Origin of the sequence: Meiothermus sp. Pnk-1 (assembly GCF_003226535.1) — a bacterium.
Taxonomy (GTDB): domain Bacteria; phylum Deinococcota; class Deinococci; order Deinococcales; family Thermaceae; genus Allomeiothermus.
In genome coordinates this window covers 254,380-277,821 of sequence record NZ_QKOB01000002.1, presented here as the reverse complement: position 1 = coordinate 277,821, position 23,442 = coordinate 254,380, and the positions used below count along the sequence as shown (strand labels likewise).

General features: G+C 61.6%; 20 protein-coding genes and 1 pseudogene. 12 read left to right on the top strand and 9 right to left on the bottom strand.

Annotated elements, in window-relative coordinates:
* Positions 1–36: 36 nt before the first annotated feature.
* The 5 genes from DNA98_RS04155 to DNA98_RS04135 all read right to left on the bottom strand — a co-directional run bounded on the left by DNA98_RS04155 (position 37) and on the right by DNA98_RS04135 (position 5,615).
* On the bottom strand, positions 37–1,176 hold the full coding sequence (locus DNA98_RS04155; RefSeq protein WP_110526166.1) for a citrate synthase/methylcitrate synthase: 1,140 nt from the start codon (positions 1,174–1,176) through the stop codon (positions 37–39).
* Between the two features lie 68 nt (positions 1,177–1,244).
* Positions 1,245–2,045, bottom strand: a complete 801-nt coding sequence (locus DNA98_RS04150) for a molybdopterin-synthase adenylyltransferase MoeB (RefSeq protein WP_110526163.1) — start codon at positions 2,043–2,045, stop codon at positions 1,245–1,247.
* Between the two features lie 19 nt (positions 2,046–2,064).
* Complete coding sequence (locus DNA98_RS04145; RefSeq protein ID WP_110526160.1) at positions 2,065–2,475, bottom strand: YbjN domain-containing protein; 411 nt, start codon at positions 2,473–2,475, stop codon at positions 2,065–2,067.
* A gap of 414 nt (positions 2,476–2,889) precedes the next feature.
* Positions 2,890–4,293 (bottom strand): restriction endonuclease subunit S, encoded by a 1,404-nt coding sequence (locus DNA98_RS04140; RefSeq protein ID WP_110526156.1) that lies wholly within the window; start codon positions 4,291–4,293, stop codon positions 2,890–2,892.
* Positions 4,290–5,615, bottom strand: coding sequence for a class I SAM-dependent DNA methyltransferase (locus DNA98_RS04135; protein WP_233493070.1), 1,326 nt, complete (start codon positions 5,613–5,615; stop codon positions 4,290–4,292). The genes DNA98_RS04140 and DNA98_RS04135 overlap by 4 nt, the downstream gene beginning before the upstream one ends.
* Before the next feature lie 6 nt (positions 5,616–5,621).
* Here DNA98_RS04135 and DNA98_RS18015 point away from each other — a divergent pair, with 6 nt between their 5' ends.
* Positions 5,622–5,927, top strand: coding sequence for a hypothetical protein (locus DNA98_RS18015; protein WP_233493068.1), 306 nt, complete (start codon positions 5,622–5,624; stop codon positions 5,925–5,927).
* Here DNA98_RS18015 and DNA98_RS18475 read toward each other — a convergent pair.
* A pseudogene (locus DNA98_RS18475) lies at positions 5,817–6,230 on the bottom strand (type I restriction enzyme HsdR N-terminal domain-containing protein); the annotation flags it as partial. The gene DNA98_RS18015 and the pseudogene DNA98_RS18475 overlap by 111 nt on opposite strands.
* Positions 6,231–6,399: 169 nt before the next feature.
* Between DNA98_RS18475 and DNA98_RS04130 the strand changes: the two are divergent.
* The 6 genes from DNA98_RS04130 to DNA98_RS17620 are packed head-to-tail and all read left to right on the top strand — an operon-like array spanning position 6,400 to position 13,124.
* Positions 6,400–8,094: a phage portal protein gene (locus DNA98_RS04130; RefSeq protein WP_110526150.1), complete on the top strand. Its 1,695-nt coding sequence runs from the start codon at positions 6,400–6,402 to the stop codon at positions 8,092–8,094.
* On the top strand, positions 8,081–8,212 hold the full coding sequence (locus DNA98_RS18330) for a hypothetical protein (RefSeq protein WP_255418277.1): 132 nt from the start codon (positions 8,081–8,083) through the stop codon (positions 8,210–8,212). The genes DNA98_RS04130 and DNA98_RS18330 overlap by 14 nt, the downstream gene beginning before the upstream one ends.
* Entirely contained in the window at positions 8,203–9,162 is a 960-nt protein-coding gene (locus tag DNA98_RS04125) for a hypothetical protein (RefSeq protein ID WP_110526147.1), read from the top strand. Before DNA98_RS18330 ends, DNA98_RS04125 begins: the two co-directional genes overlap by 10 nt.
* The gene (locus DNA98_RS04120) at positions 9,159–9,437 is read left to right on the top strand and encodes a hypothetical protein (protein ID WP_110526142.1); all 279 of its coding nucleotides are present in this window, start codon (positions 9,159–9,161) and stop codon (positions 9,435–9,437) included. The genes DNA98_RS04125 and DNA98_RS04120 overlap by 4 nt, the downstream gene beginning before the upstream one ends.
* Before the next feature lie 59 nt (positions 9,438–9,496).
* Positions 9,497–11,449, top strand: a complete 1,953-nt coding sequence (locus DNA98_RS04115; RefSeq protein WP_146237980.1) for a hypothetical protein — start codon at positions 9,497–9,499, stop codon at positions 11,447–11,449.
* 19 nt (positions 11,450–11,468) lie between these two features.
* Positions 11,469–13,124 (top strand): hypothetical protein, encoded by a 1,656-nt coding sequence (locus DNA98_RS17620; protein ID WP_146237979.1) that lies wholly within the window; start codon positions 11,469–11,471, stop codon positions 13,122–13,124.
* Here DNA98_RS17620 and DNA98_RS04100 read toward each other — a convergent pair.
* From DNA98_RS04100 to DNA98_RS17615, 3 genes are all read right to left on the bottom strand, one after another.
* Complete coding sequence (locus DNA98_RS04100) at positions 13,021–13,902, bottom strand: site-specific DNA-methyltransferase (protein WP_233493067.1); 882 nt, start codon at positions 13,900–13,902, stop codon at positions 13,021–13,023. The two genes, DNA98_RS17620 and DNA98_RS04100, sit on opposite strands and share 104 nt — an antisense overlap.
* 102 nt (positions 13,903–14,004) lie before the next feature.
* A complete protein-coding gene (locus DNA98_RS04095; protein ID WP_110526130.1) occupies positions 14,005–15,018 on the bottom strand; it encodes a phage baseplate assembly protein V in 1,014 nt (337 codons plus the stop codon).
* 60 nt (positions 15,019–15,078) lie between these two features.
* Entirely contained in the window at positions 15,079–16,074 is a 996-nt protein-coding gene (locus DNA98_RS17615; RefSeq protein ID WP_146237978.1) for a hypothetical protein, read from the bottom strand.
* Positions 16,075–16,486: 412 nt separating this feature from the next.
* On the opposite strand from DNA98_RS17615, the gene tnpA reads away from it, so the two are divergent.
* The 5 genes from tnpA to DNA98_RS04065 all read left to right on the top strand — a co-directional run bounded on the left by tnpA (position 16,487) and on the right by DNA98_RS04065 (position 23,436).
* Entirely contained in the window at positions 16,487–16,885 is a 399-nt protein-coding gene (gene tnpA, locus DNA98_RS04080) for an IS200/IS605 family transposase (RefSeq protein WP_110526120.1), read from the top strand.
* Positions 16,886–18,088 (top strand): RNA-guided endonuclease TnpB family protein, encoded by a 1,203-nt coding sequence (locus tag DNA98_RS04075; RefSeq protein ID WP_110526117.1) that lies wholly within the window; start codon positions 16,886–16,888, stop codon positions 18,086–18,088.
* 137 nt (positions 18,089–18,225) lie between these two features.
* Positions 18,226–18,387, top strand: coding sequence for a hypothetical protein (locus tag DNA98_RS17750; RefSeq protein ID WP_158531599.1), 162 nt, complete (start codon positions 18,226–18,228; stop codon positions 18,385–18,387).
* A gap of 46 nt (positions 18,388–18,433) precedes the next feature.
* Positions 18,434–23,206, top strand: coding sequence for a helicase-related protein (locus tag DNA98_RS04070; RefSeq protein WP_110526115.1), 4,773 nt, complete (start codon positions 18,434–18,436; stop codon positions 23,204–23,206).
* A complete protein-coding gene (locus tag DNA98_RS04065; protein ID WP_110526112.1) occupies positions 23,203–23,436 on the top strand; it encodes a hypothetical protein in 234 nt (77 codons plus the stop codon). Before DNA98_RS04070 ends, DNA98_RS04065 begins: the two co-directional genes overlap by 4 nt.
* Positions 23,437–23,442 lie beyond the last annotated feature (6 nt).

The window sequence follows — 23,442 nt, the reverse complement described above, 5'->3', positions numbered from 1 at the left end:
TGGGGCGGCCGAGCGCCGCCCCCTCTGATCAGCCGACTACCGCTGTTCGATAGGCACGTAGGGCAGGTCGAGCGCCCCCGTATACTGAGCGTCCGGGCGCAGCAAGCGATTATCCAAGCGGGTGTACTCGAGGATATGCCCGGCCCAGCCGGAGATGCGGGCCACGGCGAAGATGGGGGTGAAGAACTCGAGGCTAAAGCCCAGGTCGCTGTAGACCACCCCGGAGTAGAAGTCTACGTTAGGGTAGATACCGCGCGGCCCCAACACCTTCCCGGCCTCCTCCTCGATGGTCTTGAGGATGCGGTACTCCTTGGATTTGCCGTGTTTCTCGGCGACCAGGCGGGCGTATTTCTCCAGCACTCCGGCGCGGGGGTCGAAGACCTTGTAAACCCGGTGCCCCATGCCCATGATGCGGCCCTTGTTGGCTAGGACCTTCTGCACCCAGGGCAGGGCGTTTTCTACCGGGCCGATCTCCTCGATCATCTTCATCACCGCTTCGTTGGCCCCGCCGTGGCGCGGTCCCTTGAGGGAGGCCACCGCCGCGGTGATGGCCGAGTAGATATCGGTCTGGGTGGAGTACGCGGCGATGGCGGTGAAGGTGGAGGCGTTGAAGCCGTGTTCGGCGTGGAGGATCAGGGCCACGTCCATCAGCCGAGCCTGCTCGGGGGCCGGCTCGGTACCGCTCGCCATGTAGAGGAAATTAGCGGCGTGGGAGAGGTCGGGGCGAGGGGCCAGGGGCTCCTTACCCTCGCGCACCCGCTTGATCGCGGCTACGATGCCGGCAAACTTGGCGATGAGCGAGAGGCTTTTCTGGTAGAGGCCCTCGGGGGTGAGGTCGTCCTCGCGGGCATCGAGCATCCCTAGCTCGCTCACCGCAGTGCGGAGCATGGACATGGGGTGGGCGCCTTTGGGAAACTGCCGGATCCGCTGGATGAGTTCCTCGGGCAAGGCCCGCAAGGCGACCAACGCATCGCTGAAGGCTTTGAGTTCATCAGCCTTGGGTAAGCGGTTATGCAGCAGTAGGAAGGAGACTTCCTCGAAGGTGCTCTTTTCGGCCAGTTCCTGGATGGGATAACCGCCGTAGTACAGCTTGCCGGCCTGCCCATCAATAAAGCATAGGGCGCTTTCGGTGAAAAGGACTCCCTCCAGTCCGCGGGCGATGGTTGCAGTGCTCATCAGTCTCTCTCCTTCGGTTATGGCCGGTCTTGGCTATACCGGCTTAAGCCTGCGCATTCTAACATCCTTCAACCCTCAACACCGCAGAACACCTCATAATCTTGCAGCTCGAGCACGGTGGGCTCATCTCCGCAAACCGGGCAAGCCGGGTTACGGGTCAGGTGCAGGGTGCGAAAGGCCGGCTCCAGGCCATCGTAGAGAAGCAGCCGGCCGGAGAGCACCTCGCCCAGCTCGAGCAAGGCCTTGAGGGCCTCGGAAGCCATCAGGCTCCCTATCACCCCCGGCAGCACCCCGAATACCCCCGCTTCGGCGCAGTTAGGGACGGCTCCCGGCCTGGGGGGGGTGGGATAGAGGCAGCGGTAGCAAGGGCCACCCCGATAATGGAACACCGAGATCTGCCCCTCGAAGCGGTGGATAGCCCCGTAGACCAGCGGCTTATCCAGCAGTACGCAAGCATCGTTCACCAGGTAGCGGGTAGGAAAGTTGTCGCTGCAGTCTAGCACCAAGTCGTAAGGACCTAGCACCTCGAGCGCGTTGGTCGAGTCCAGGCGGAGCGGGTACAGATCGAGCTGGATGTGGGGGTTAAGGGCTTCGAGCCGCTCTTTGGCGACTTCAGCCTTGGGTCGTCCGAGGTCCCGCACCCCGTAGAGGACCTGCCGCTGAAGGTTAGAGAGGTCCACTCGGTCCATCTCCACGATGCCGATCCGCCCTACCCCCGCTGCGGCCAGGTATTGCAGCACCGGGACCCCCAAACCCCCGGCCCCCACCACCAGCACCGCACTCCGCTTGAGTCGGGCCTGGCCCGCCGCGCCAACCCCCGGCAGGATGATCTGCCGGGCGTAACGGTCTAGCTCTTCGCGGGTCCACATACGGCAACCTGACGTCTTCTTACTCCACCACCTCGGCGTCGATCATGCGAATGTAGGAGAAAAATAGGTTACAGGAGTCCTCGAACTCGCGCACGAAGGCCATCACCAGCTCAGGGCTGGCCCCCTCGAGCCAAAGATCAAACTCCAGCACGGGGTCGTTGTCGCCGTCGAGATAAGCCTTGGAAAAGCGGTAGCGGCGGTTCCAGGTGTTGATGTGGCGCAGCTCGACGCGGCTGAATCCGGTAAAGCCCGCCCGCAGTTGCAAACTGCGCAACCGACCGGGCTCTCCGTAGGTCACCAGGCTGGCCTTGAGGCCGGTGGTGTAGACGATGGCAAAACGGTCTTCTTCGATGCGCTCGACCCGGTAGGGAAGCTGATCCAGCACGACCCGTAGTTCGGCTGCAGTAAGAGGGCTAGCGTCGGTATACATCCTCTTTACGTTACCGCAAAACCGCCGCTTGAGGCGCTGGCAACGCGTCCGACCCGGGGGGGTCAAAAGAAAAGTCCGCCCTATATAAGGGCGGGTCTTGCGCCGCTGGCGGAGGGGGCGGGATTCGAACCCGCGATACCCCGCAAGGGATATACCGGTTTTCGAGGTCGCTTCACCTACTGTTTCATTCCGTTTCGTTCTGTCTGGTTTCGCTGCTAGACAGGCTTTCTCCAAAACCCCCTTCTGGTTCAAAGCGGTTCGATTGCTCACGGTAGGGGTCAAAATAGGGGTCAAAGGGGTCAGCGGGACGAGCTGTAGAGGTGGCTTCCACACAAGATAACTAACTGCATTGTATGGGCTAATTTCCACAGTATTCGAGCAGCAAAATCGAGTCTGAGGAATTATCACTGAGCATTATGCGGATGTCCCTTGTCGAGGAGGGCGCGGAGTCTGCAACAAATCTTCCAGGTCGGCAATAGCCTTTTCCTCGAGCGCATTTGCCTGGTCTCTAAGTGAAAAAGCCTGATAGACTCGCCTGCCAATCTCTTCCTGTATCTTGAGGGGTGGACTAGGGATGCGAATCCCGGCTAGGTGCTCCACCTCCAGGTGGTCAATCACCCCCCCATAAATTTCCCTTTTGATTTGGGCTTGGCCGTATGCGGAAGACAAAAAGGCGTAAAGGTAACCAGGGCGGGACAAGGACTTTTTAGCGGCTATGCGGGCTAAGTCATCACTCCCAGCCCAACCGTCCCAAGCCCGCGTGACAAACCCTATGTCGCCTATGCTACCACTACGGCTAACGAGGACTTCGTGATGCCTTAGAAGGGCTTGAGGAAGCCCCGGAGTCCACTTGCCGATATATCGCTTTTCTAGAACCCGTACTGTAGCCAGGTCAGAGGGGCGTACGAAAGGCACGCCCTTACTTGGATCCACGTAGTGGCGTTTGAACCTGGGGGGGATGCGGATATAAGCAGTCAGGTTCTCCAAGCTAACCAGGGGATATTTACCCTTTTTTAGGGCACGCAAAAGGCTTTCCACCTCGGGCAAGTGGTAGGAGCCGTCCAAACGACCGTCCAACTCACTCCGTCTTACGGCGAAGGTGGGCACTGTAGTCCCTGAAACATTGGGAAGATAGTGGGGCGTTAAGGTGCCCGGATCGGGAAGCCCAAGAAGTTCGTATAAAAGCCGCTCCGCTTTTTTCAAAAGGCGGCTTCCCCGTTCCAGCAAGCTGAGGGCGTGGAGCATGTTGGCGTGAATGCGCTCCTGAACGATTTCAGGCAAGAATGGAACGGGGAAAGAACCTATTTGATCGGGCTCCAGATGTTTGATCACAGCCCCAAATTGAACACCTTGAAGAAGGTCGCGACCGTATCTGCTCCTTAGAAAAGCATATAGGTAACCGCCTTTTTGGCCTTCTAAGCGTATAGCGTCTTCAGTAACGGCGGTATTGGCAAAATCCCGGCTGACTAAAAGAACCTGCCCTACCGTGCCCGAACGGCTCACCAAAACCCAGCCGCGCTCTACCATTAGGTCGCGCCAGTCGTCTAAAGTACCATAGAGAGAGTCTCGGGGCTGGAGGGGCCAAAAGAACATTTCCCGCGAGCCCACGAAGGGCACCCCCTTGCCTTTAGGAGCATAGGGGCGTTTGAAACGGCCAGGGTAAAAGATTTGGGCCACCTCACTCAGAGGCCGGAGCGGCCACCGGGTCCTTCCAAGCTCCCAGCGGGCCCGCACGGCAAGGGTGTAGTAACTAGAATCTAGGCGTTTCTCGCCCTTCCGCAGGTAGACGCTACCTATACGTAGGAAATCCAGGCTCATGCTTCCTCCACTCGAGCCTTGAGTTCTCCCCTAAGCCACCGCACGAAGATCTCGCTCACCTCACTCACCTCATCGTCACGTTGGCCTACCAAAAGCTGGCCTTCCTCATCTCGCTTCCACAAGTCGTTCCCGCGTCGGTCATAGCCCATCGTGCGAGGTACGGCCATGAAGACCTCGTACTCCAGGGGCTTGCCGGAAAGCTTTTCTCGTTCAATCTCTTCCTCGGTCTTTTTGCGAAGCACCAAAACACTGGTCTGGGTGCCCGTACCCCCGAAGGCTACAAAGGTCTCAATAGGCAAGTCTACACTGGCCACCACAACAAACTTCTCCAGAATCCACTCCCGGATGAACTTCAGCCCCGGATTAGAAAGAATGCTGTCAGGCAACACAATGGCCAACACCCCGCCTGGGGCAAGCCATTGGTAAGCCCGTTCAATGAAAAGCTGCTCCGGAGGAAGGCTGCTCCGTGAGCGCCCTTCCTCGAGCCCGTACTTTGTCAACTCATACGCCTCGAGAATGTCGGGGTTATCCACCTTGAGGCCAGGACCATTCCCAAAGGGGGGATTGGTAACGATTAGGTCAACACTGCTTGGGGGGATTTTTTCCTGAACCTCACCAGGCATCTGGCTGAATGGGATGAGGCTACCGCCCTCCACATGGTATATGTTGGTGCTTCCATCTCCGTGCATCACCAGATTCATCTGAGCCGCCCTAACCAGAAGGGGGTTGATGTCCAAGCCAAAGATGTAGCGATTGCAAACGTCCCTAAGCTCGCTCATCACAACTTGCTCCAAAGCCTCTAGGGTGTACTTCCCTTCCTCGCGGGCTAGGAGATAGGCCCTCAGCTCGTTCATGAAGGCCCTCAGGAAGCCACCGGCCCCCGCGGCAGGGTCCAGAACCCGGATGTTAGTCCAGCCTTTCTTCCCCCGGCTGGCCGCAATGAGTATTTCCACCCCCATGCGCACGGCCATCTGACACACGTTGTCGGGAGTAAAGAACTCACCCCGGTCCCCCCTCAGGTTGTCCCGTACCACCTCCTGGTAGGCCGCCCCTTTGATGTCGGTCCGGGTGCGCAGGAACGAGTACTGCCTAAGCTCGCTTACCGCGTAGGCCAAGACGTCATCGTTTAGTCGGAGGTGGTCATCCTTTTCAAAGATGTAAGGATACTGGGCCTTAACTCCCTCAAAAAGACGCGCCAGCCTCTTCCTCAGCGCTTTTTTGCCCTCGGTGCTGAACCGCTCCTCGGGAGTGATGTCAAAGTCGAGAGGATCGTGGGCTTTCTTGGTGCGTTCCTCGTAGACCTTGCAAAAGACCAGCTTCAAAAGCTCGTGAAACGCCTGGTCCTTGGGCAGACCTTGATTGGCATAAATGTAATTGTGGATGCGCCGAAGCTCGCGCTTGAGCCCTTCGGCAGGCTTAAGATCCTTATAGGTAAGCCGCCTGGGGGCCTTCTCACCAAAGCGAGGGATATCGGTGGTGGGCAGAAACCCGTGTTTTCCATCTTTGGTAATCCGCTGAAAAGCTTGGCGCTCCAAGCCCACCCAAAGACCCCATTCAGAGTTTGGACAAGCGGCCAGGTAGCTTTTGAGCTGGGCTATGCCCTCTTTCTTGTCAGAGGGCTTTGCTTTTTCTGACTTAGCTTCGACGATGATCCGAATATGCTCAATCGCGTGCGGCTCGCCGGGCTCGTAGATCACTAGGTCTGCCCATTTGCGGGCCCGGCCCATAGGGATAATTACCTCAACCCCAATGCTATCTTTAGGGTAGCCATACTCCTCTACTAGCTTGCGGGCCCACTCCTGCCGAACGCGCTCTTCGGGGGTATCCTTACGCAGCACACCAGTGATGAAACACTCGATTCTGCCTTCCTGAGCAAGGGTGATAGCTGCTTCCCCCTCGCCTTTTTCCTCTACAACCGGGGTAGGGTCTTTAGCCATGGGGATATCCTAATCTAAGTTTTGTTGTATTTCCTCTTGGAAACTCAAGCCTTATCCAGAGGCTTCTGAAGGAAGGGTACCTTTTGGCTGGAGGGTTTCTTGCTTTTTCTCCTTATCGAATAGCAATAGCGGGGTTGTTGTGACCCCTCTTGCCCCCGATATTAAGCGCGTGGATGACCTCAGACCGCTGGAAAAGCTGATCCATGAAACCGCCGCGGTGGCTAAGCACCCCCAAGCCCCACCCGATGAGCGTCACGACGCTACGGTAAGCCTCGCCAAGGCGGTAGCCCCCGCGGTGCCCCGGCTCGAGGCCGTAGACATCATCAAGGCCATCACCCGCCTGGAGATGATACGGATGCGGGCTCAGCCCAAGAGCGGGTGGAACGACCCTTATGGGATCTTTCGCCCCCTCAATGCCGCCGGGGGGCGTCCGGCCCCCCTCGGGTTTCAGCAGTTGCGGCAACTAGTCGCCCACGATCCCATCCTGTCCTCTATCGTGTTTACTCGTCAGCGGCAGATATCCCGCCTGGCCCAGCCCTCCCGGTTTGACCACGAGCCCGGCTTTCGCATTCGCTTGCGGGGCCGACCCGGCCACGAGATGGGAGATGCGGACCGGGAGCGGGTACGCTGGCTCGAGCGCTTTGTAATGAACTGCGGGGCGGTGTTCAACCCCCTCGAGCGGGAGCGCCTGAAGCGCGACAGTTTTGCCACCTTCCTGAAAAAGGTGACCATGGATACCCTGGCTATGGACGCCATGCCAGTAGAGGTTATCCCCACCGGCGAAGGCCGTCCACACGGTTTTGTGCATGTGGACGGGGCCACGGTGTACATCGCCCCCCCGGGGGGATTCGACCAGCTCGACGAGCCCACCAACCCCAATTACGAGCTGCCCGAACTGGAAGACGTAAAGGCGGTGCGGGTGATCGATGACGTGGTGTATGACTGGTACGCCTACGGGGAGATCCTCTACGAAGTGCGCAACCCCCGCACGGATACCTACGGGCTCGGTTACGGCATCGCGGAATCCGAACTCATGCTGCGCTTCGTGACCAACTTCCTCAACGCCACCGAGTACAACGCCAAAGCCTACGAGGAAAACCATATCCCGCGCGGCATCCTGAACATTTTTGGCGACTTTGCCGACCAGGACCTCGAGGACCTAAAAGCCGAGGTCAGGGCCTACCTCAGCGGGGTGAACAACGCCTGGAACCTGCCCATCATGGTTTCCAAAGACAAGGAGTCGGGCGCCCAGTTCACCCGCACCGGGATTGAAGTCAACGAGATGATGTTTGCCAAGTGGATCACTTTTTTAGTAGCCATCCATTGCGCCCTGTACGGCATCAACCCCGAGGAAATCGGGTTTGAGTCGTTCTCTACCAAAAGCTCCACCCTTTCCGATGGGTCCAAGGAGGCCCAGATCACCTCAGGGATGGACAAGGGCTACGTACCCCTCAAGCAGCACATTCAGGGGGTGATGAACATTTTGGTCCAGGCCGTGGACGAGGAGGCCGAGTTCGTCTTCACCGGCGACAAGGATCCCAAGGAGGCCCAGGAGTGGGATAAGCTCACCCTCACCTTCCGTGAGGCCCGCGAGCGGCAGGGTCTGCCCGCGACCGGCCTCAAGATCCTCGATGAGGCCCCCATCAATCCGGCCATGCAAAGCGTGTACCTACAGGCGGTTGGGCAGGCAGCTGGGGCGGATAAAGAGCAGGATGCGCCGGAAGAAGCGCAGCAGGAAGCGCAGCAGGAAGGGCAGGTACCCAAGGGCCTCGCGGCCATCCGGGCCGGGCTCGAGCCGGAGCAACCGCCCGAAAACGCGCCTCAGCAATCCAACCCCACCGGGAGGGAGCATGGTGAATCATAAAGGCTATATCTGCGGGATCAACCCCCACCTCGAGCAAAAGGAAGACCAGGAAGAGGAGAAAAATCCCCATCCCGACACCGACCCCGATCTCGACCCGGAGGAGGAACCGTGCGACTGATCATCAAGGCATCTGCGCTGATTCCGGTGAAGAAGGTGGTCCACCGGAAAGGCAAGACCCATGTCCAGACCTATCACGTGCGCCCGCCCGAAGAAAAATTGGTTTCCGGGCTGGGGATCTCGGAGTTCAAACTGCCCCCACCCCCCACCTATCCGGCCACCGCAGGCGGGCGGACGCGGCAAAAACTGGATGAAATCGCCAAATCGTTTGAGCACAAGTTTACTGCCCTCTTCGAGGAGATCGAGGGCTTGAGGCAAAGGGTGGACTCCGATCCCTCTGGCAAAGTCATAGAGCAGTTGGGGAGGGCAGAGTACCGCTTGCAAGCGCTAAAAGCTTATTACTCGGAACAGTTGATGGACGCTCTGGCGGCGGAGGACGGTCCGGTATTGGGGCATCCCTTTTTTGATAAGCGCAACCTGGGGGAAACGGAAATCCCCCCCTTCCCCGAGGACCAGCGCAACCGCACCCTCAAGGGGTTTGAGTTCGTATGCGATCTGGTAAGCCCCAAGGCGCTCGAGTACTTCAGCGTTTCCATTCGCCCCCGCACCCCGGAGGAGTCTCCCCACCAGCGCGAGGGCGCTATTTACGTAACCCCCGAGGACTTCCCTTCCACCGTAGCCCACGAACTCGGTCACGTCCTGCACGACCTGATCCCCGGCGCCAACGAACGGATCCTGGAGTGGTACCACCGCCGCACCGCCGACAGCTCCCCGACCTGGATAACCACCGAAAGCTGGCCGGGGTACCAGGCCAATCCCGACCACTTTTTTCACCCTTATGTGGGCCGCATTTACACCCGCCGGGTCAACGGCGTGATACACGAATTCCTGGGACGAGAGGTGCTGTCCATGGGTATCGAGGCGCTATACGAAAATCCGGTAGCGTTTGCGCGCAAAGATCCCGATCATTTCGATCTGGTGATAAGCTTGTTGCGTGGGGAGGCATCATGAGGATTGTGGCTAAAGGCCCCGGTGGGCATAGGTATGTCTTTTCCGGTGGGACCTGGATCAGCGATGGGGATGACCCGCTAGCCCTGGCCACGCTAGCCCTGCTCAATGGGATTGCCGACCCAGGCGGGAAGGAATTGTTTCCGGGTGTAAACAAGTGGAGCGACCAGCTCCCACCCCTGAAAACCTTTGAGGACAACCTCATCGCGGCCAGGGGGTTGGGGCTCGAGGTAATCGAGGCCACCCCCCCTATCCCCCCCACCAAAGGGGACTACTAGGCGTTGCGCGCCCCGCAGCCGGGGGCGGGTTGACCCCTGGGCAGCCCTAGCCTGCCCTCATGAGAATGCGGTTACGGCTGTTTCTAAAGGCCATCCAGGGCACCATCTTTGACCACCCCCTCTCCCATCTGGTCCCCACCCAAAAGGTGGTGAACCGAAAGGGCAAAACCCACCTACAAACCTACTTTGTCAACCCGGCAAAACACGCCCCCAAGGCCAAAAAGCAGGATGCGCGGGCTTTGCTCCCGGCCAAAGAGGTACGCGGGGAGCAGATGGGGCTACCCCTCGAGCCCACCCCCGTGGCTGAGCCGCCCCAGCCCGCCCCGGCCCCCTCAGCCCCCCCCAGCCCCGCGCCGCAACGGGGAGAGGAGCCGGGCTACATGTCTGCGGAAAAGAAGCGGGCCCTGGCCGAGGCCGCCCGGGTACAATTTGGCAACTTTTCCGTTCAGGGCTCAGATATCCCCTACGATGCCGCCCTTGCGGCGCATAACGGAACGAGCTGGTCCCCCGAACATCGCGCCCACCTGCACCAGCGGGAGTGGGTAGACCACTTCAGTGGCTTGATTGATCGCCTGGCACCGCTAGCCAAGACCGAGGAGCAGCGAGCCGCCCTGGAGCAGATGCTTACTGAGCACGCCCGGCGCCGCAAGGAAAAAGTGCTGGACTATCTTGCGGCTAAGTCCCGGGTAGCCAGCCCGATGATCGCCGGACCCGCCAACTTTCCCTTTGAAAGCAACCAAAAGCGCATTGAGGCGGAGATGCGCAAACTAAACGAACTCTCCGAGTTCGATGAGCGGGCCGAGAAGGCCATGCGCAAGCGGCTTACGGAGATGGGGGAGCCCCCGCTTAGCGAGGTACAGCGCTATGAGCGCAAGCTGGCCCACCTCGAGCGGCTACAGGAGATGATGAAAAACCTGAATGCCGCTATCCGCCGGGCGGGCGGCAAAGCTACCCCCGAACTCGAGGCCGAGTTTGCCCGATACGGGCTATCATCTGCGGATATGCACAAGCGCCTGACGCCCGACTTTGCCGGGCGCATCGGCTTTCACGACTACGAGTTGAAGAACAACAGCGCGGAGATACGCCGGGTGCGGGCCCTGGCCGAGGCCGCCCGGGCCAAGGAGGCTATGGCCGCGCAGCAGTCTCAAAGCGGCGGTCCTCAACCCCGCACGGTCAAAGGGGTGCAGGTAGTGGAAGATGCCGGGCAAGACCGCCTGCGCCTGATCTTCCCCGGCAAGCCCGCCCCCGAGGTCATCGCCAAGCTCAAGGCCAGGGGCTTCCGCTGGAGCCCTTCTAACGGCGCGTGGCAGCGCCAATTGACCAACGCCGCCCGGCAGGCGGCCCAGGAGATTCTGGCCGGGTTGCCCGGTGAGGAGCCCCCGGAGCCCAAAGCAGAGCAAGGGCAACCGCCCGCCCCCCGCCCGAAGGTGCAGCCGGAACACCTGGAGGAGGCTCGCAAACTCTTGCGGCAGGGAAAACTCAAAATTGGCGACCGGTACCGGGACGTGGGGCTGAAAAAGGAGCACAAGGGGTTCACCAGCCGAGGTGAGGAGATCTGGGGGTATCCCTACTCCCCCGAGCACTTCATTCCCTCCGATGCCACCGGCAAGCCCCTACGCTACTATGTCACCCTGCCCAACGGGGCGGTGGTGCATCCCGACGAACTCGAGCGCCTGCGCTACAACCCGTCTACAGGCCGCTACGAGATGCCTTCCGACGAGGGGTTATTCGTGGTCTACCCCAACGGGGAGAAGCTGCGCCGCAAAAACGCCGTCTCAGCAATCGGCGATGCCGGGATCAACCGCTTTCCCTCGGACACGCTCATCACCGTGCGCAACTCCAGTGGCCTGAGCGTAACCCTGCCCAAAAGCGAGTGGTTTAAGCTCGCTACCGGCCCCTTCCATGCCGCTAACGAAAATGCCCCCACCTTTGTGGATTGGGCTGAGCAAAGCGGCTTGACCCAGCAAGGAGGCGCCGCCCCTGAGGCCGACACCCCCCCCCAGCCCCCCTGATCTTCCCCTGGGGAGCAAGGTGTATAGCGACACGGCGGGGGTGGCCGGCACCATCACCGGCCAGGGAACCCTGGGCGGGGCCCCGGCTTACGAGGTCACCACCGCTAGCGGGGACAAGCGCGTGATCCCCGCCGATCAGGCCATTCCCTACGGCCAGGGGCCGGATACCCGCGAGCTTTCCCCCGAGGAGGCGCGGCTGATCGAGAGCGGGCGGCTACGGGTGGGCGATACCAAAACGGTATTCGGGGTGACCTACCGCCTCAACGAGAATCACCGCTGGGAGCGGGTGGATGAGGAGGCCCCGCTCGACCCCGAAGCCGCTTACCGCCAGCAGGTTTTCCAAGCGGCGCAGCGGGCCCTGGAGGCCGGTAAGAAGTTGGGGGTGCGCACCCACCTGCGCTACTGGCCGCTCGACCGGCCCGAGCAATTGGCCTTCCGCAACGGCCAGCTATACCTGATCGACCGCGGCCAGGCCGTGGCTATCGCCGGATTGACCCTGGACGATCTCGCCGGGCAGGTAGGGGTTTCCCGCCCCAAGCGCGATGAGGGGCCTGATCCCGCCATCGAGGCGGAACGCCAGCGGCAGGCTGAGGCGCAGGCCGATAAGCGCTGGCGGGATTTCGTGGATAAGCGCTTCGGGGGCGACCAGGAAGCCGCCCTGGCAGCCTACGAGGAGAACAACCGCCAGCGGGTAATGGCCGACCAAAGCCCGCTCAGTCTGGACGAGTTTGTGCAGCAGGCCGCTGCACCGAGCCCTGGCCCGGCGGAAAGCCCCTGGGAACGGCTGGGGGCTACCCGCCAGGACGGGTTTATCGTGCTGAAGGACGGACGGGAGGTTACCTACAACCACCGCAAAAGAATTGAGGTGGGATCGGTTTACCCTTCTGGGGCCCCGGATTCCTTCAGCCCCGCGATAAAGCTGCGGGTGGAGGGGGAGCCAAAGTTTGAGAACGGCAAGAAATCCCCCCCCAAGGCTTCCGATCTGGCCTGGCGGGTGGTGTGTGTGTTCCCCTCAGGCCAGGAGCTAACGGTCAGCGCCGCGCTCCCCCGCAAGGATGCGCTGGGCAAAGCCGAGCGCCTGCTGGAGAATCCCAAGCTGCTGGTCGGCAAGCTCGAGCCGGTGCTGGCTAAAGATTTTCCCAAGGATCACCAAGCGCTGGCCGATGCCGGGATGTTCGCGCCCCCGGCCCCGGCTACCCCACCCGCTCCCGAGCCCGCTCCCCCGGCCAACGGTGGGGAGTATCGGGACGTGGGGGAAAAGATCGGTGGGGCCCGCAAGGACCTGGCCGCCCTGCAGGCCCGGGCCAAGGAAGAGGGATTCCGCCTCAGCCTAACCGACCTCGAGACCCTAGAACAGGATCCCGCCATCGCGCGGCGATTGCTAACCCGGGACAACCTCGTGGGAAAGCCGCTCGAGTTCGCCGCCGAGTTGCGGGCCAATTCCTCAGCGGGGGTGGGGTTCATGGCTACGAAGATCCTGAGCCGGGTGGAGTCCAGCCCCGCCGACACCCCACAGGCCCGACGGGCCTTTGCTCTCGGTCTCCATCGCCTCGGCGAAGCGTTGCGGGGGGCTAAGGACGTGCAGGGCCTGAAGGGAGCCATGCGGGAGCTAGCCGCTGAGTACAACGGGTTTTATAAAGCCGGTTCTGCTCCTCAGTGCGCCCCATTCGTTTGAGCGTCGCCACAGCCTTCCCCTGCTCGTTGAACCGACGAGACTTCACATAGGAGAGCAGGTATTCATGGGTGTAGGAAAAATCGGTGGTGTCATTCGAGGGGGCATACTTTTTCTGCCAAAGAACGGTGGCGAGGAAGTTCTCCTCCCCGAAAATCTCGTCCATGATCGCCCGGAGGTTGTGCAGCTCGTGGTCATCAATGCTGACGAAAATCACCCCGTCGTCCCGCAGGAGGCTTCGGGCGAGTTGCAGCCGGGGGTACATCATGGAGAGCCACCTGCTGTGCACCCGCCCCCCCTGCTCGGTGGCGGTGGTCAGGCGTACCCCATCCTCGGATAGCTGGCCGGTGAAGCGGAGATACTGCCTGACTCCTTCCCGGAAGTCGTCAGGGTACACGAAGTCGTTGCCCGTATTGTACGGCGGGTCAATGTAGATCAGCTTGACCTTGCCGTGGTAGGCCTGTTGCAGCAGCTTGAGCACCTCGAGGTTGTCCCCCTCGATGATCACGTTCTCGGTAGTGTCGAAATCCACCGATTGATCCCGTCGGGGTCGCAGGGTCCCACCGCTCGGGATTTGCACCGCACGGATGGCCTCGGCCTTCCCAGCCCATGACAACCCATACCGCTCCCGCCCCGTTTCCACCTTCTCGCCTAACAGGAACTTGAAGGTCTCGAGGTCGAGCCTCCCCTCCTTGAAGGCCTCAGGGAAGAGTTCGCGGAGGGCCTCGAGGCGCTCCTCGATCGGGTTCGGCGTGGTGAGGAGAAGCTTGTCGGGTACCATGATGTAGAGTCAATCATAACTAGTTCGAGGCCATCCTGTTCACCAGAACCACCCCCGGAAGCCCCCGGCTTCCCGCCACGCCGTGGCGGGGCGTGGGGTGGTTTACTCCGCCGTGACCTTATTGCTGCCACCAGCAATCCTGCCGGTCACGGGGATAGGGGCGGCGTTGGGTGTCCCGGCGGCAGTCATCACGGTGTTTGGGGGGATCTCTCCCACGATTGCATCCCCTATACAGGCTACCGGGGCTCCGGCGTCTCCGCCGAGCTGTATCCTGCTCGAGCGCACCTCCACGTGGGCGCCCTCGATGACTATTCGCGGCTGCACCTCGTCGATGATGGCGATGCGGGCCCGGGAGCCGGGGAGCTCGAGGTAGAGCCCCGAGTTCGGGCCGCTCATGGCCTGGGGGGGCTCGGGCTGGCCGTTCTGCCGAGCCTGCTCAGCGTCGTCGAATAGCCGCAGGCTGATTCCCAGGGCGGTTGTGAGCCAGAAGGAGCCGTCGGCGCTGATGCGCACCTCGGCGCCCGAGGCGTGGTGAAACACCACGTCGACCTGGGGCTCGGCGTGGCCGGGGTAGGACTGGCGCTCGCTCTCGAAGCCCTCCCCGCCCTGCTTCTTGCGCCGCATCCTGCGGGGGGTGAGCCTCGAGCGCTCGCTGGGGTTCCCTGGCTGCCCGTCTTTGCGGGTGGTGACCTTCAAGAACGACCCGTCGGGCCAGACGTGCTCCTCAGCGCCGTCGCCGTGGAAGATGGCGTAGCGGTCGGAGGGCCAGTGGTGCACCTCGGCGTAGGGGTCCTTGGCCCACAGCTCCTCGGGGACCAGGTTTCTGAGGTCGTCGTCGAGGCTGCCCAGCCAGACGCCGGCTTCGGCGTCGTTCTCCCAGAAGCACACCAGCCCCCAATCGCCCACCTCGGGCAGCCGGTAGATACCGGCGCTGGGGTGGGCGCGCTCGCGCAGCATCCTGACGCGGAAGCGGGGAGCGGCGTCCACGCCGCCGAGCTGCATCATGTTGTGCAAAATCACCGAGAGTGTCCCGGCATACGGCAGTGTCTCGCGGTCGGTAGACTCCCCACCGGGGTGGACGGCGGTCACCTGGGCCTTGTAGATTCCGCTGAGCATGGGGCCATTGTGGGGGGCTCGAGGGGTAAACCTCTTCCATACCATCCCCCCTTGTAGCCGCTACTTTTCCAGAGGCTCTAAGGGCTCTATGCTGAGGGCCCGATACTCGAATTTACCGGTCGAATTCTTTACCCCCTCTGCTACCACCCGGACCCTTTGGCCAAACAACTGTAGAAGGATGGGGAGGAGAATTCTCGGGTAAAAAACCCGCGCCGTGGTGGTTCGATGGTGATCTGGAAACTCCTCGAGCTGAGCCAGATGGAAGACATCGTCCAGTTTTATCTCATCCAGTAAGCCAGCTAAAACCACTGGTTTTGCCTGTTCTTCTTGGCGCGCTAACTCAACCCTACGTTCCACTGCTTTTTTGTGGGTTTCAGGAGTTAAAACCGCCTGGGTTCTCAAGCGGTGGGGAGCCTGGTAAGTAATCTCTATCTCCCGAATCTCCTCACGCCCGCTCGGTGACAACTCCTCCACAGCGCGCAGGACAGTCTCCTCGAGCACAGGGTCGTTTTTGGGCACCCCGTCTTCCGCCCAGCGAACACCTTCCACGATGAGCCTTAAGGCTTCTGAGCTTAAATCATGTTCAGCGAAAAGTGGCGTTTCTTGAGAGCGAAGCCCAATAACAAGGCTTCCTGGAAGGGTAAATGCCAGAACGGGGGGTGGGGGTACAGGTCGACCTTCTTTTTCCGCCAAGACCCTGGCTACGGCCTGATAGGCGCCGTGTGCACGGTCGAGTATCTTTCTCCAGACAGATATCGAAGTGGAGCCGAAGATAATGCCCTCTCCCCTGACCCGGATTTCCACGTCTGCTGGGGGTTTTATGGCTTCAACCTTTTCATCCCAGGCAACATGCACGACCGCCCCAGGTGATGGCTTCCTGGCCAACGCCGCGTTAATGAGTTCTTCAAGTCGAAGGGCTACGTCGAAATCGTAGAAGTACGGCTCACCATCTGAATTTTGAGCACACTGGGCTGGAATCCCACTCACGACCACGATCACTCCCTCAGGTGACTTGTGGGTGTGCGTGACCCGTTTTTCGATCAAGGTCTCGCTCATTTTCGCACCTCGTGTGCTGTGACCACTACATACCCTTCCAACCAGGATACCTTGACACGCATCATCCTACCGTCGGCTACCTTACCCTCAAAGTTAATCCCTGGTTTTCGGTCAGAGTAAATCGGTTTTTTGGGAGAGAGATCTTTAAGTACAGGAGTTCCTTCTAGGATTACACGTCTGGCGTCGGTGACGCTAAATCTTCTACAAAGCAGTCTTTCGAAGACGTGAGGATCGAACCTTATACGATTGAGCTGCACTGCCTTACGGATGAAATCTACCTCCCAGTTATAAAAAAGAGGGGGTGTGGGGGAGCTATAAAACCCATCCCTTCAGGGATGGGATACATGGACTCCCCCACGTCCGCCCCTGGCGGACATAGCATGGTGGGCGGCAGGTGTGCTATACTGTGATAGTGCCTACGGCCTACAAACACAAGAACACCTCCGTCTCGCTGCTGCGTTACCACTTCGTTTTCGTGCCCAAGCGCCGCCGCAAGATTCTGGTAGGACCGTTGGCCGAGCGCTTGGAGGTTTTGCTCAGAGCGAAAGCCGCTGAGCTTGAGTGGGCAATCATCGCCCTGGAAATCATGCCCGACCACGTACACCTGTTCATCTCGGTAGACCCCGACGTGGCCCCCAATCAGGTCGCTCACCGCTTGAAGGGCTACACCTCGCACGTGCTGCGCCGGGAGTTCCCCCACCTCATCCGCCTTCCTGCGCTGTGGACGCGCTCGTACTTCGTGAGCACGGCGGGCATGGTTAGCAGCAAAACCATCGAGCAGTACATCGCCGCCCAAAAAACGAGGGACTGAATGGCTGTCCATCGCAAGGTCTACCGCTTCCGCATGGAACCCACCCAAGCCCAAGCTGAGGCTTTGCTGCGTATGGCCGGAGCTCGGCGGTTCGTGTGGAACTGGGGCCTTGCACGGCGCAAGGAGGCGTATGCCGCCACCGGGAAGGGGTTGACCTACAACCAACAGGCCGCCGAGTTGACCGCCCTGAAGAAGCGGCCCGAAATGGCATGGCTGAAAGAAGCCGATAGCCAGATGCTCCAACAAGCCCTGAAAGACCTCGACAACGCGTTCAAGGCATTCTTCGAGCGACGGGCCGGGTTCCCCCAGTTCAAGTCGAAGAAGCGGGATAGGCCGAGCTTCAGAATCCCCCAGCGCGTCCGGGTGGAGGAAGGCAAGGTTTACCTCCCCAAGGTCGGTTGGGTCAAGATTCGCCAGAGCCAGCCGATTGATTGCGCCATCAAGGGCGCTACGTTCAAGCGGGATACGCAAGGGCATTGGTACGTCACCCTGACCGCCGAATTCACCATGCCTGACATACCCTTGCCCCCTGCAAACCCTGAGCGGGTGGTAGGGATTGACCTCGGCTTGAAAGACTTCGCGGTGCTTTCCGACGGTACAAGAATAGCTCCACCCAAGTTCTACCGCAAAGCAGAGCGCAAGCTTCGCAGGGCGCAAAGGGAGCTTTCCCGCAAGCAGAAGGGTAGCAAGAACCGGGAAAAGGCGAGGCATCGGCTGAACAGGGTCCACGCCAAGGTCCGCAACCAGCGGCAGGACTGGCTGCACAAGCTGACCACCGGACTCGTCCAGAAGTACGACGGGCTGTGCATTGAAAACTTGAACCTGAAAGGGATGGCGAAAACCAAGCTGTCCAAGTCGGTTCTAGATGCGGCCCCGGGTGAGTTTCGGCGGCAGTTGGAGTACAAGGCGGTCTGGTATCGCAAGCACCTGGTGGTGATTGACCGCTACTTCCCCAGCAGCAAGCTTTGTCGGGAGTGTGGGACAATCCACACCGCCCTGACCCTCTCGGACAGGGTTTGGACCTGCGGGTGTGGGGCGGTGCATGACCGAGACCTGAACGCGGCCCTGAACATCCGGGCCGAAGGGATACGAGCTATCCCCGTCGCCGTGGGGCACACGGAGACGCAAAACGCTTGGGGAGTCTCTGTAAGACCTGCTCATGGTAGGCAAGAGACGACGAACCAAGAATCCCACGTGCTTTAGCCGTGGGAGTGTCAACCTGGGTAAGGACCACAAGAGGCCACTTGGTGGCCTATCGGATGAAGAATGGCTGGGGGAGGTGCAACATGCCTTCGGTACTCAACCGCCCTACGACCCGTGGAGTTACTTTCGATGAACTGATGCGCGAACTGAATCGCGCTAAACCCGGTGATCGGAAGTGGGCAGTGGCATTTGCCCGCCGGGTTCGTGAGGCCACCGCACTCACCCCTTCCCAGCGGGCTAGCCTGGAAGACACCCTGAGCGGGTACGCCAAGGAAGCCTTGGGCCTCGAGACCCGCTGACCCCAGAGCGGCCAGCCCTACCCCCAAGCGCGGCTAGCTTGGGGGTATGCGCTTGGTTTTTCACAACCGTTACGAGCGAGCCGCCCTGAACTACGCCCGCAGGCTCGCCCCTGGGGTGTATCAGCTCTTCGTACACCGCCACCTCCCCGCTTTTGCCAAAGCCGAGGGGGGTGAGGAGCGCTGGATCACCCTGCACCCTAACCCCGGATCAGATCACTACGTCCGGGTCAAGATCCGCGTCAACCGCGACGGCACCGCCCACGTCCTCTCCGGGGGGGCGGGCTTGCGCGGGCTGAAGCTTTCCAAGCTCAAAAGCCCCGAGGAGTGGAAGCAAAACGCCAAGGCCCGCGCTGAGGCCCGCAAACAAAAGGCGGCCAGCCAGGGGCCACCCCCGGCCGAGGCCAAAAAAATGCTCGAGGCCTTGCAAGAGCAGACCCATAAGAAACGCCTGGAACAGCTCAAACTCGCCCGCGAGTTGGGATTGCCGGGCTGGGATGACCCCACCGCGGAAGCCGCCCTTACCGGGAAGCGGGCCGAGCAACTGATAGAGAGCTTCGGGGACCAGGGGGTACTCAAAGCCGGGGCAAAAATGGTAGCGGCGCAGGAATCCCGCAAGGTGCTGGGGGGGTTGAAGCGCCTCGAGCGCAACCTGATGCAAGAGCTGGTGGAAAACCACGAGCTACGCCAGGCCGTCTTGGGGGATGCCGCCCCCTACCCCGAAGAAGAGCCGAGCAATCCCCTGGGCTTTCGCAAAAACCTGCGGGCTACGGCACAGTCCCACGGCATAGACGCGGATGCCATCCGGGAACGCCGTGAGCGGTTGTTTGCCGAGCGGATCGAAGCCCTCGAGCAGACCGACCCCGAAAAGGCCGCGCGGGTAATCGAGGCCCGGGCGTTTATGCGGGGGATGCACCAGGCGGCCCAGATCATCCGCGGCGAGGACGGCCTGGCGACCCCGGAAACCGAGATTGACCCAAAGGAAATACGCGAGCGCGCGGAGCGAGTCAAAGCGTTTCTCAAAACCGCCCAGGAGATCAAAGAACTCGAGCGCAAGGCCGCGGCCTTAGATCCCCAACGCGCTAAAGACCCGGAAAAGCTGGCCAAGGCCCTGCGGGAAGCAGAACTAGCCCCCATGGAGGTGGAGGTACACCCGCTGGAGGATGCTGAGTTTGTCCAGCGGCTGGCCCAGGATGTAGCCGAACTCGAGAAGTCCGACCTCACCCGGAGCTTTTTGGAGAAGGTGGAACAGGCGGGCGAGGGTTCGATAGCCCAGGCCCGTGAGCGCTTGCGCGGCTCATACGGGTTTGGCGCCCACACCCACCTGCAATCGGCCTTGCTGAGCGCGTCGGGGTTGGGGATGGACCGGCTGGTAAGCGAGGTCTTTGGGGTCAATGGCGCGGCCCAGATTGCCGCCGCGGTGTTGCTCAAAGACAAGGAGGGGGAGGAGCTAGCCGCGATCCGGGCGGGCCTGGCCCAGTATCACGATCAGGAAAGTGTGCAGCGGATGCGCGCGGCCCTGGCCACGGCGGAACGAGCCGAAGCCGCCGCCGCCGAGATTGAACTCCCCCCCGTGACCGACGCGGCCAGCCTTGCCGCCGCGCGGGAACTCAACGCCCAGCGCAAGGAGTATTTGGAAGAGGCCATGCACGCCCTGGGATCGGCCCTGGGCCAGGTGGAAGCCGGGGCGGCGCTGAACCTTGCCCTGCAGCGGGTCAAGCCGGGGGAGTTGGCGCTCGAGTTAGGCGATGTAGACAAGGAGCAACTGCTGTGGGGGTTGGGGGCCTTGGGGCTATCCGAGGGAGAGGACTACCGCCTCCAGATCGACGAGGAGGGGCGGATTACCGTTGGCCTGAAAGCGCCCGCCCTGGACCGCCTGGTGAGCCGCCCCAGCGCTTCCGAGGCGATGCTGCAAGCCCATCTGGAGGCCATTCGCAAAGGGGAGATGGATGAGCCCGACTGGCTGCCAGAGGGATTCGTCAGCTACCCCAAGAATGTTCACAATGACCCCGACCAGCCCAAGCCCTTCGCGGTTCCGCCCGGCTTCAGCGAGGGGCGACCCGTAGCCGAGGCCCTGCAGGAGTATGTGGCCTCACGGCTGGCCGATGGCTGGAAACCTAGCGATATCCTGCGGGAGGTGGGGAGCGTAGACTTCGCCCTGCAGTACGTTCCCGAATCGCAGCACGAGGCCTACGCCGACACGCTCGAGGAGATCTTTCCAAGCCAGGACGCTGAGGGAAAGCCCAGAAACGTGGATACCGACCCCGAGCTGCGGGCCAAGTTCCAGCGCATGGCCGAGGAGTACGTAGCCAAGCTGCACCCCGACCAGGCCCCGCTACACGCCCAGAGCGTAGGGGATAGCCCGGAGAGTCGCCGCGCGGCCTACCTGGCCCTGCTGCAAGACCCCCGCACCCAGGCCGCCTTCAAGCCCCTAGGGGACCTCAGCGATGCCGATCAGCGGGCATTGCGCAACTACTTCTACACCGAGATCGTCAAGCTCGACCCCAAGACCGGCAAGGATCAGGCCGCGCTCGAGGAGGCCCTCAAGGAGTTGGGGCCGGAGCCCGAGAAGATGGCCGTTTCCATGTTTGGCGATGAGGCCATATCCCCGGAGTGGTCAAACTGGAACCGCCGCCGCCAGGAAATCTACGAGCAGTTTGCCGGGCCGACCGCCTGGGCCGAATTCGTCAGCGGGATGCGCGGGCTGGAGAACGCCTATCGGGCGGTGCAGGAGCACATGAAGGGAGTCTATGCCCCGCGCTTTGCCAAGTACTACACCAACCTCACCGGGCGGCCCTTGCGCCTGGGGAAGGGGGCTATCCCCCTCTCCCAACGCTTCAAGGCCGCCGTGGATCCCGAGGAGCGGCGCAAGCTCTTGGAGCAGGAGCAAAGACAGATGGCGGCTTTGCGCGACCGCCGCGCAGGAAAGTTTGCCGCCGAGGGCGAGGGGGCGGTCAAGGAAAAGCTCAACCGCAGCCTGGAATTGAAGGAAAAGCTGCGCCAAGCGCAAAAGGCGCTATTTGGGGGGTGGGTAAGCGCAGGTTACCAGACCGAGCAGGGGGTGAAGGTGCGGGACCCCTTCTCCGAGCGCCTGACCCTGGGGGAGCGGGCCGAAGGAGAAATCGCTGCGGTGCTGCCCTACGTCGCCCAGAACCTGGATCCCACCGCCCCGGGGACAAATGTCTATCCCAAGGTGACCATGGGGGCGGGGACCAAATACGCCCCTCAGCAGCGGGCGATCAAGTTTGCCCTGGCCGCCAAAAAGTCCTATCAGGCCCTGGGCATGGGATCCGGCAAGACCCCCATCCAGATCGGCACCGGAACCGAACTTATCAGCAGCGGAAAGGCCCGCAAGGGGCTATTCCTCACCCCCTCGATTGTGCGCAATCAGTTTGGCGAGGAGATGGCCCGCTTTACCGAGCCGGGGCGGTTTGGCTTTCACGCCAAGGATGCTCCCTGGCCGGAACGCCTCAAGGCCTATCAAGACCCCCAAACCCACTTCGTGGTGGTCACCCACCAGACCTGGCGGGATGACGTGATGCGGATGATCGCCGCCCACCGGGGCCTCGAGCCCGCCGAAGCCGAAGCGGCCTTCATGGCTGCTACCCCTCGAGAGCGCCGCCGGATGCTGCGCGAAGCCTTGGCCCACCACGGGGCGGAAGCGTTGCTCGACTACGTGCCGGTGGATGAGGGGCACAACCTCTCGGGCCGGGAGGGCAAGCCCGACGCGGTACAGCAGGCCGTAGCCGATGCCACCCTGCACGAGTCCAAGTACGCCCTGCTGGCCTCGGGAACGCCAGTCAAAAACGACTGGTCGGAGGCCTACGATATCGCCTACAAACTCGACCCGGACCGCTGGGAAGGCCGCCGGGAGGAGTTCAAGCGCAATTTCGGGGTGGACTTCCCCGCCGCAGCGGAGGCCTTCAAGCGCCAGATGGGCCGCTATATCTACTCCCAAACCGTCAAATCCGGCACCAACCGCACCGACGTGTGGGGGGTGCGGGGGGAACGGGGAGACCGGCCCATCGAGCTGCACCCCGAGCAGAAAAAGGCCCTCGAGCGGGTAAAGGTTGCCTACGAGCGGGCCCGCACGGCGTTGCGCGAGGGCAAGGTGGACCTCGAGGCCATGCAGACCCTCTCCCCGAACAGCTTTGCCGGTAAACCGAAAGAGGAACACGAGGAAATCGCCCGGCAGCTAGGCCGCAGCCTGGGCACCCTCTACTTCAGCGCCCAGGCCAGGGCCATAGATACGGCCCCCCCGGAGCACAACGCTAAGATTCAGCACCTCTTGCGCCTGGCTGAGGAAAAGCGCGCCCAGGGCCATCCGGGGGTGGTGTTTGCGCGGAGCTTGGAGGCGGTCGAGCACATTCGCCAAGCCCTCGAGCAGGCCGGGCACCGGGTAGCGGTCATCACCGGGGCGGATTCGTCCAACGAGAAGGCCCGCAAAAAAGCGCTTTTCAGCGGCCAGGCCGAACCGCGGGCGGATATCCTGGTCATGTCCGATGCAGGGGCGGTAGGGCTCAACGCCCAGCGGGGCCGCTGGCTGGTCAACTACGATCTCCCCCTGACCTATGCCACCCACGCCCAGCGCAACGCCCGCATCGACCGCTTGGGGCAGACCCACCCGGTTGAGGTACACAACCTGGTCACCGATACCGCCTTTGACCGCGAGGCGGTGGATCGCCTGAGCCGCAAGGGCGCCATCCAGCAGGTGTTTGAGAGCAATTGGGACAACCTCGACGACAGCGGGATAGCGGGGTATATCGCCCGGGCTCGAGCCCGGCGGGCCCTCGGCCCGGAAGATTTGCAGGAGGTAGCATGATCGACAAAGCCAAAAAACGCCTGGCCCGGCTGGCCGCGCTCTACCAGGGCTGCCTTGAGAGTGAGCGCCGGCTGGATCGGGCGGCGCAACAACTCTACGACCACCACACCCGCCGCAGCCGGGATATGCAGGGTTTCCTCAAACCCGCAGGGGTAGACCCCGGCCTCGAGGCGGCGTACCTGGACTCCCTGCGGGAGAAGGGGGCGGCGGCGAGGCTGGGCAAGGACTAAAAAAAC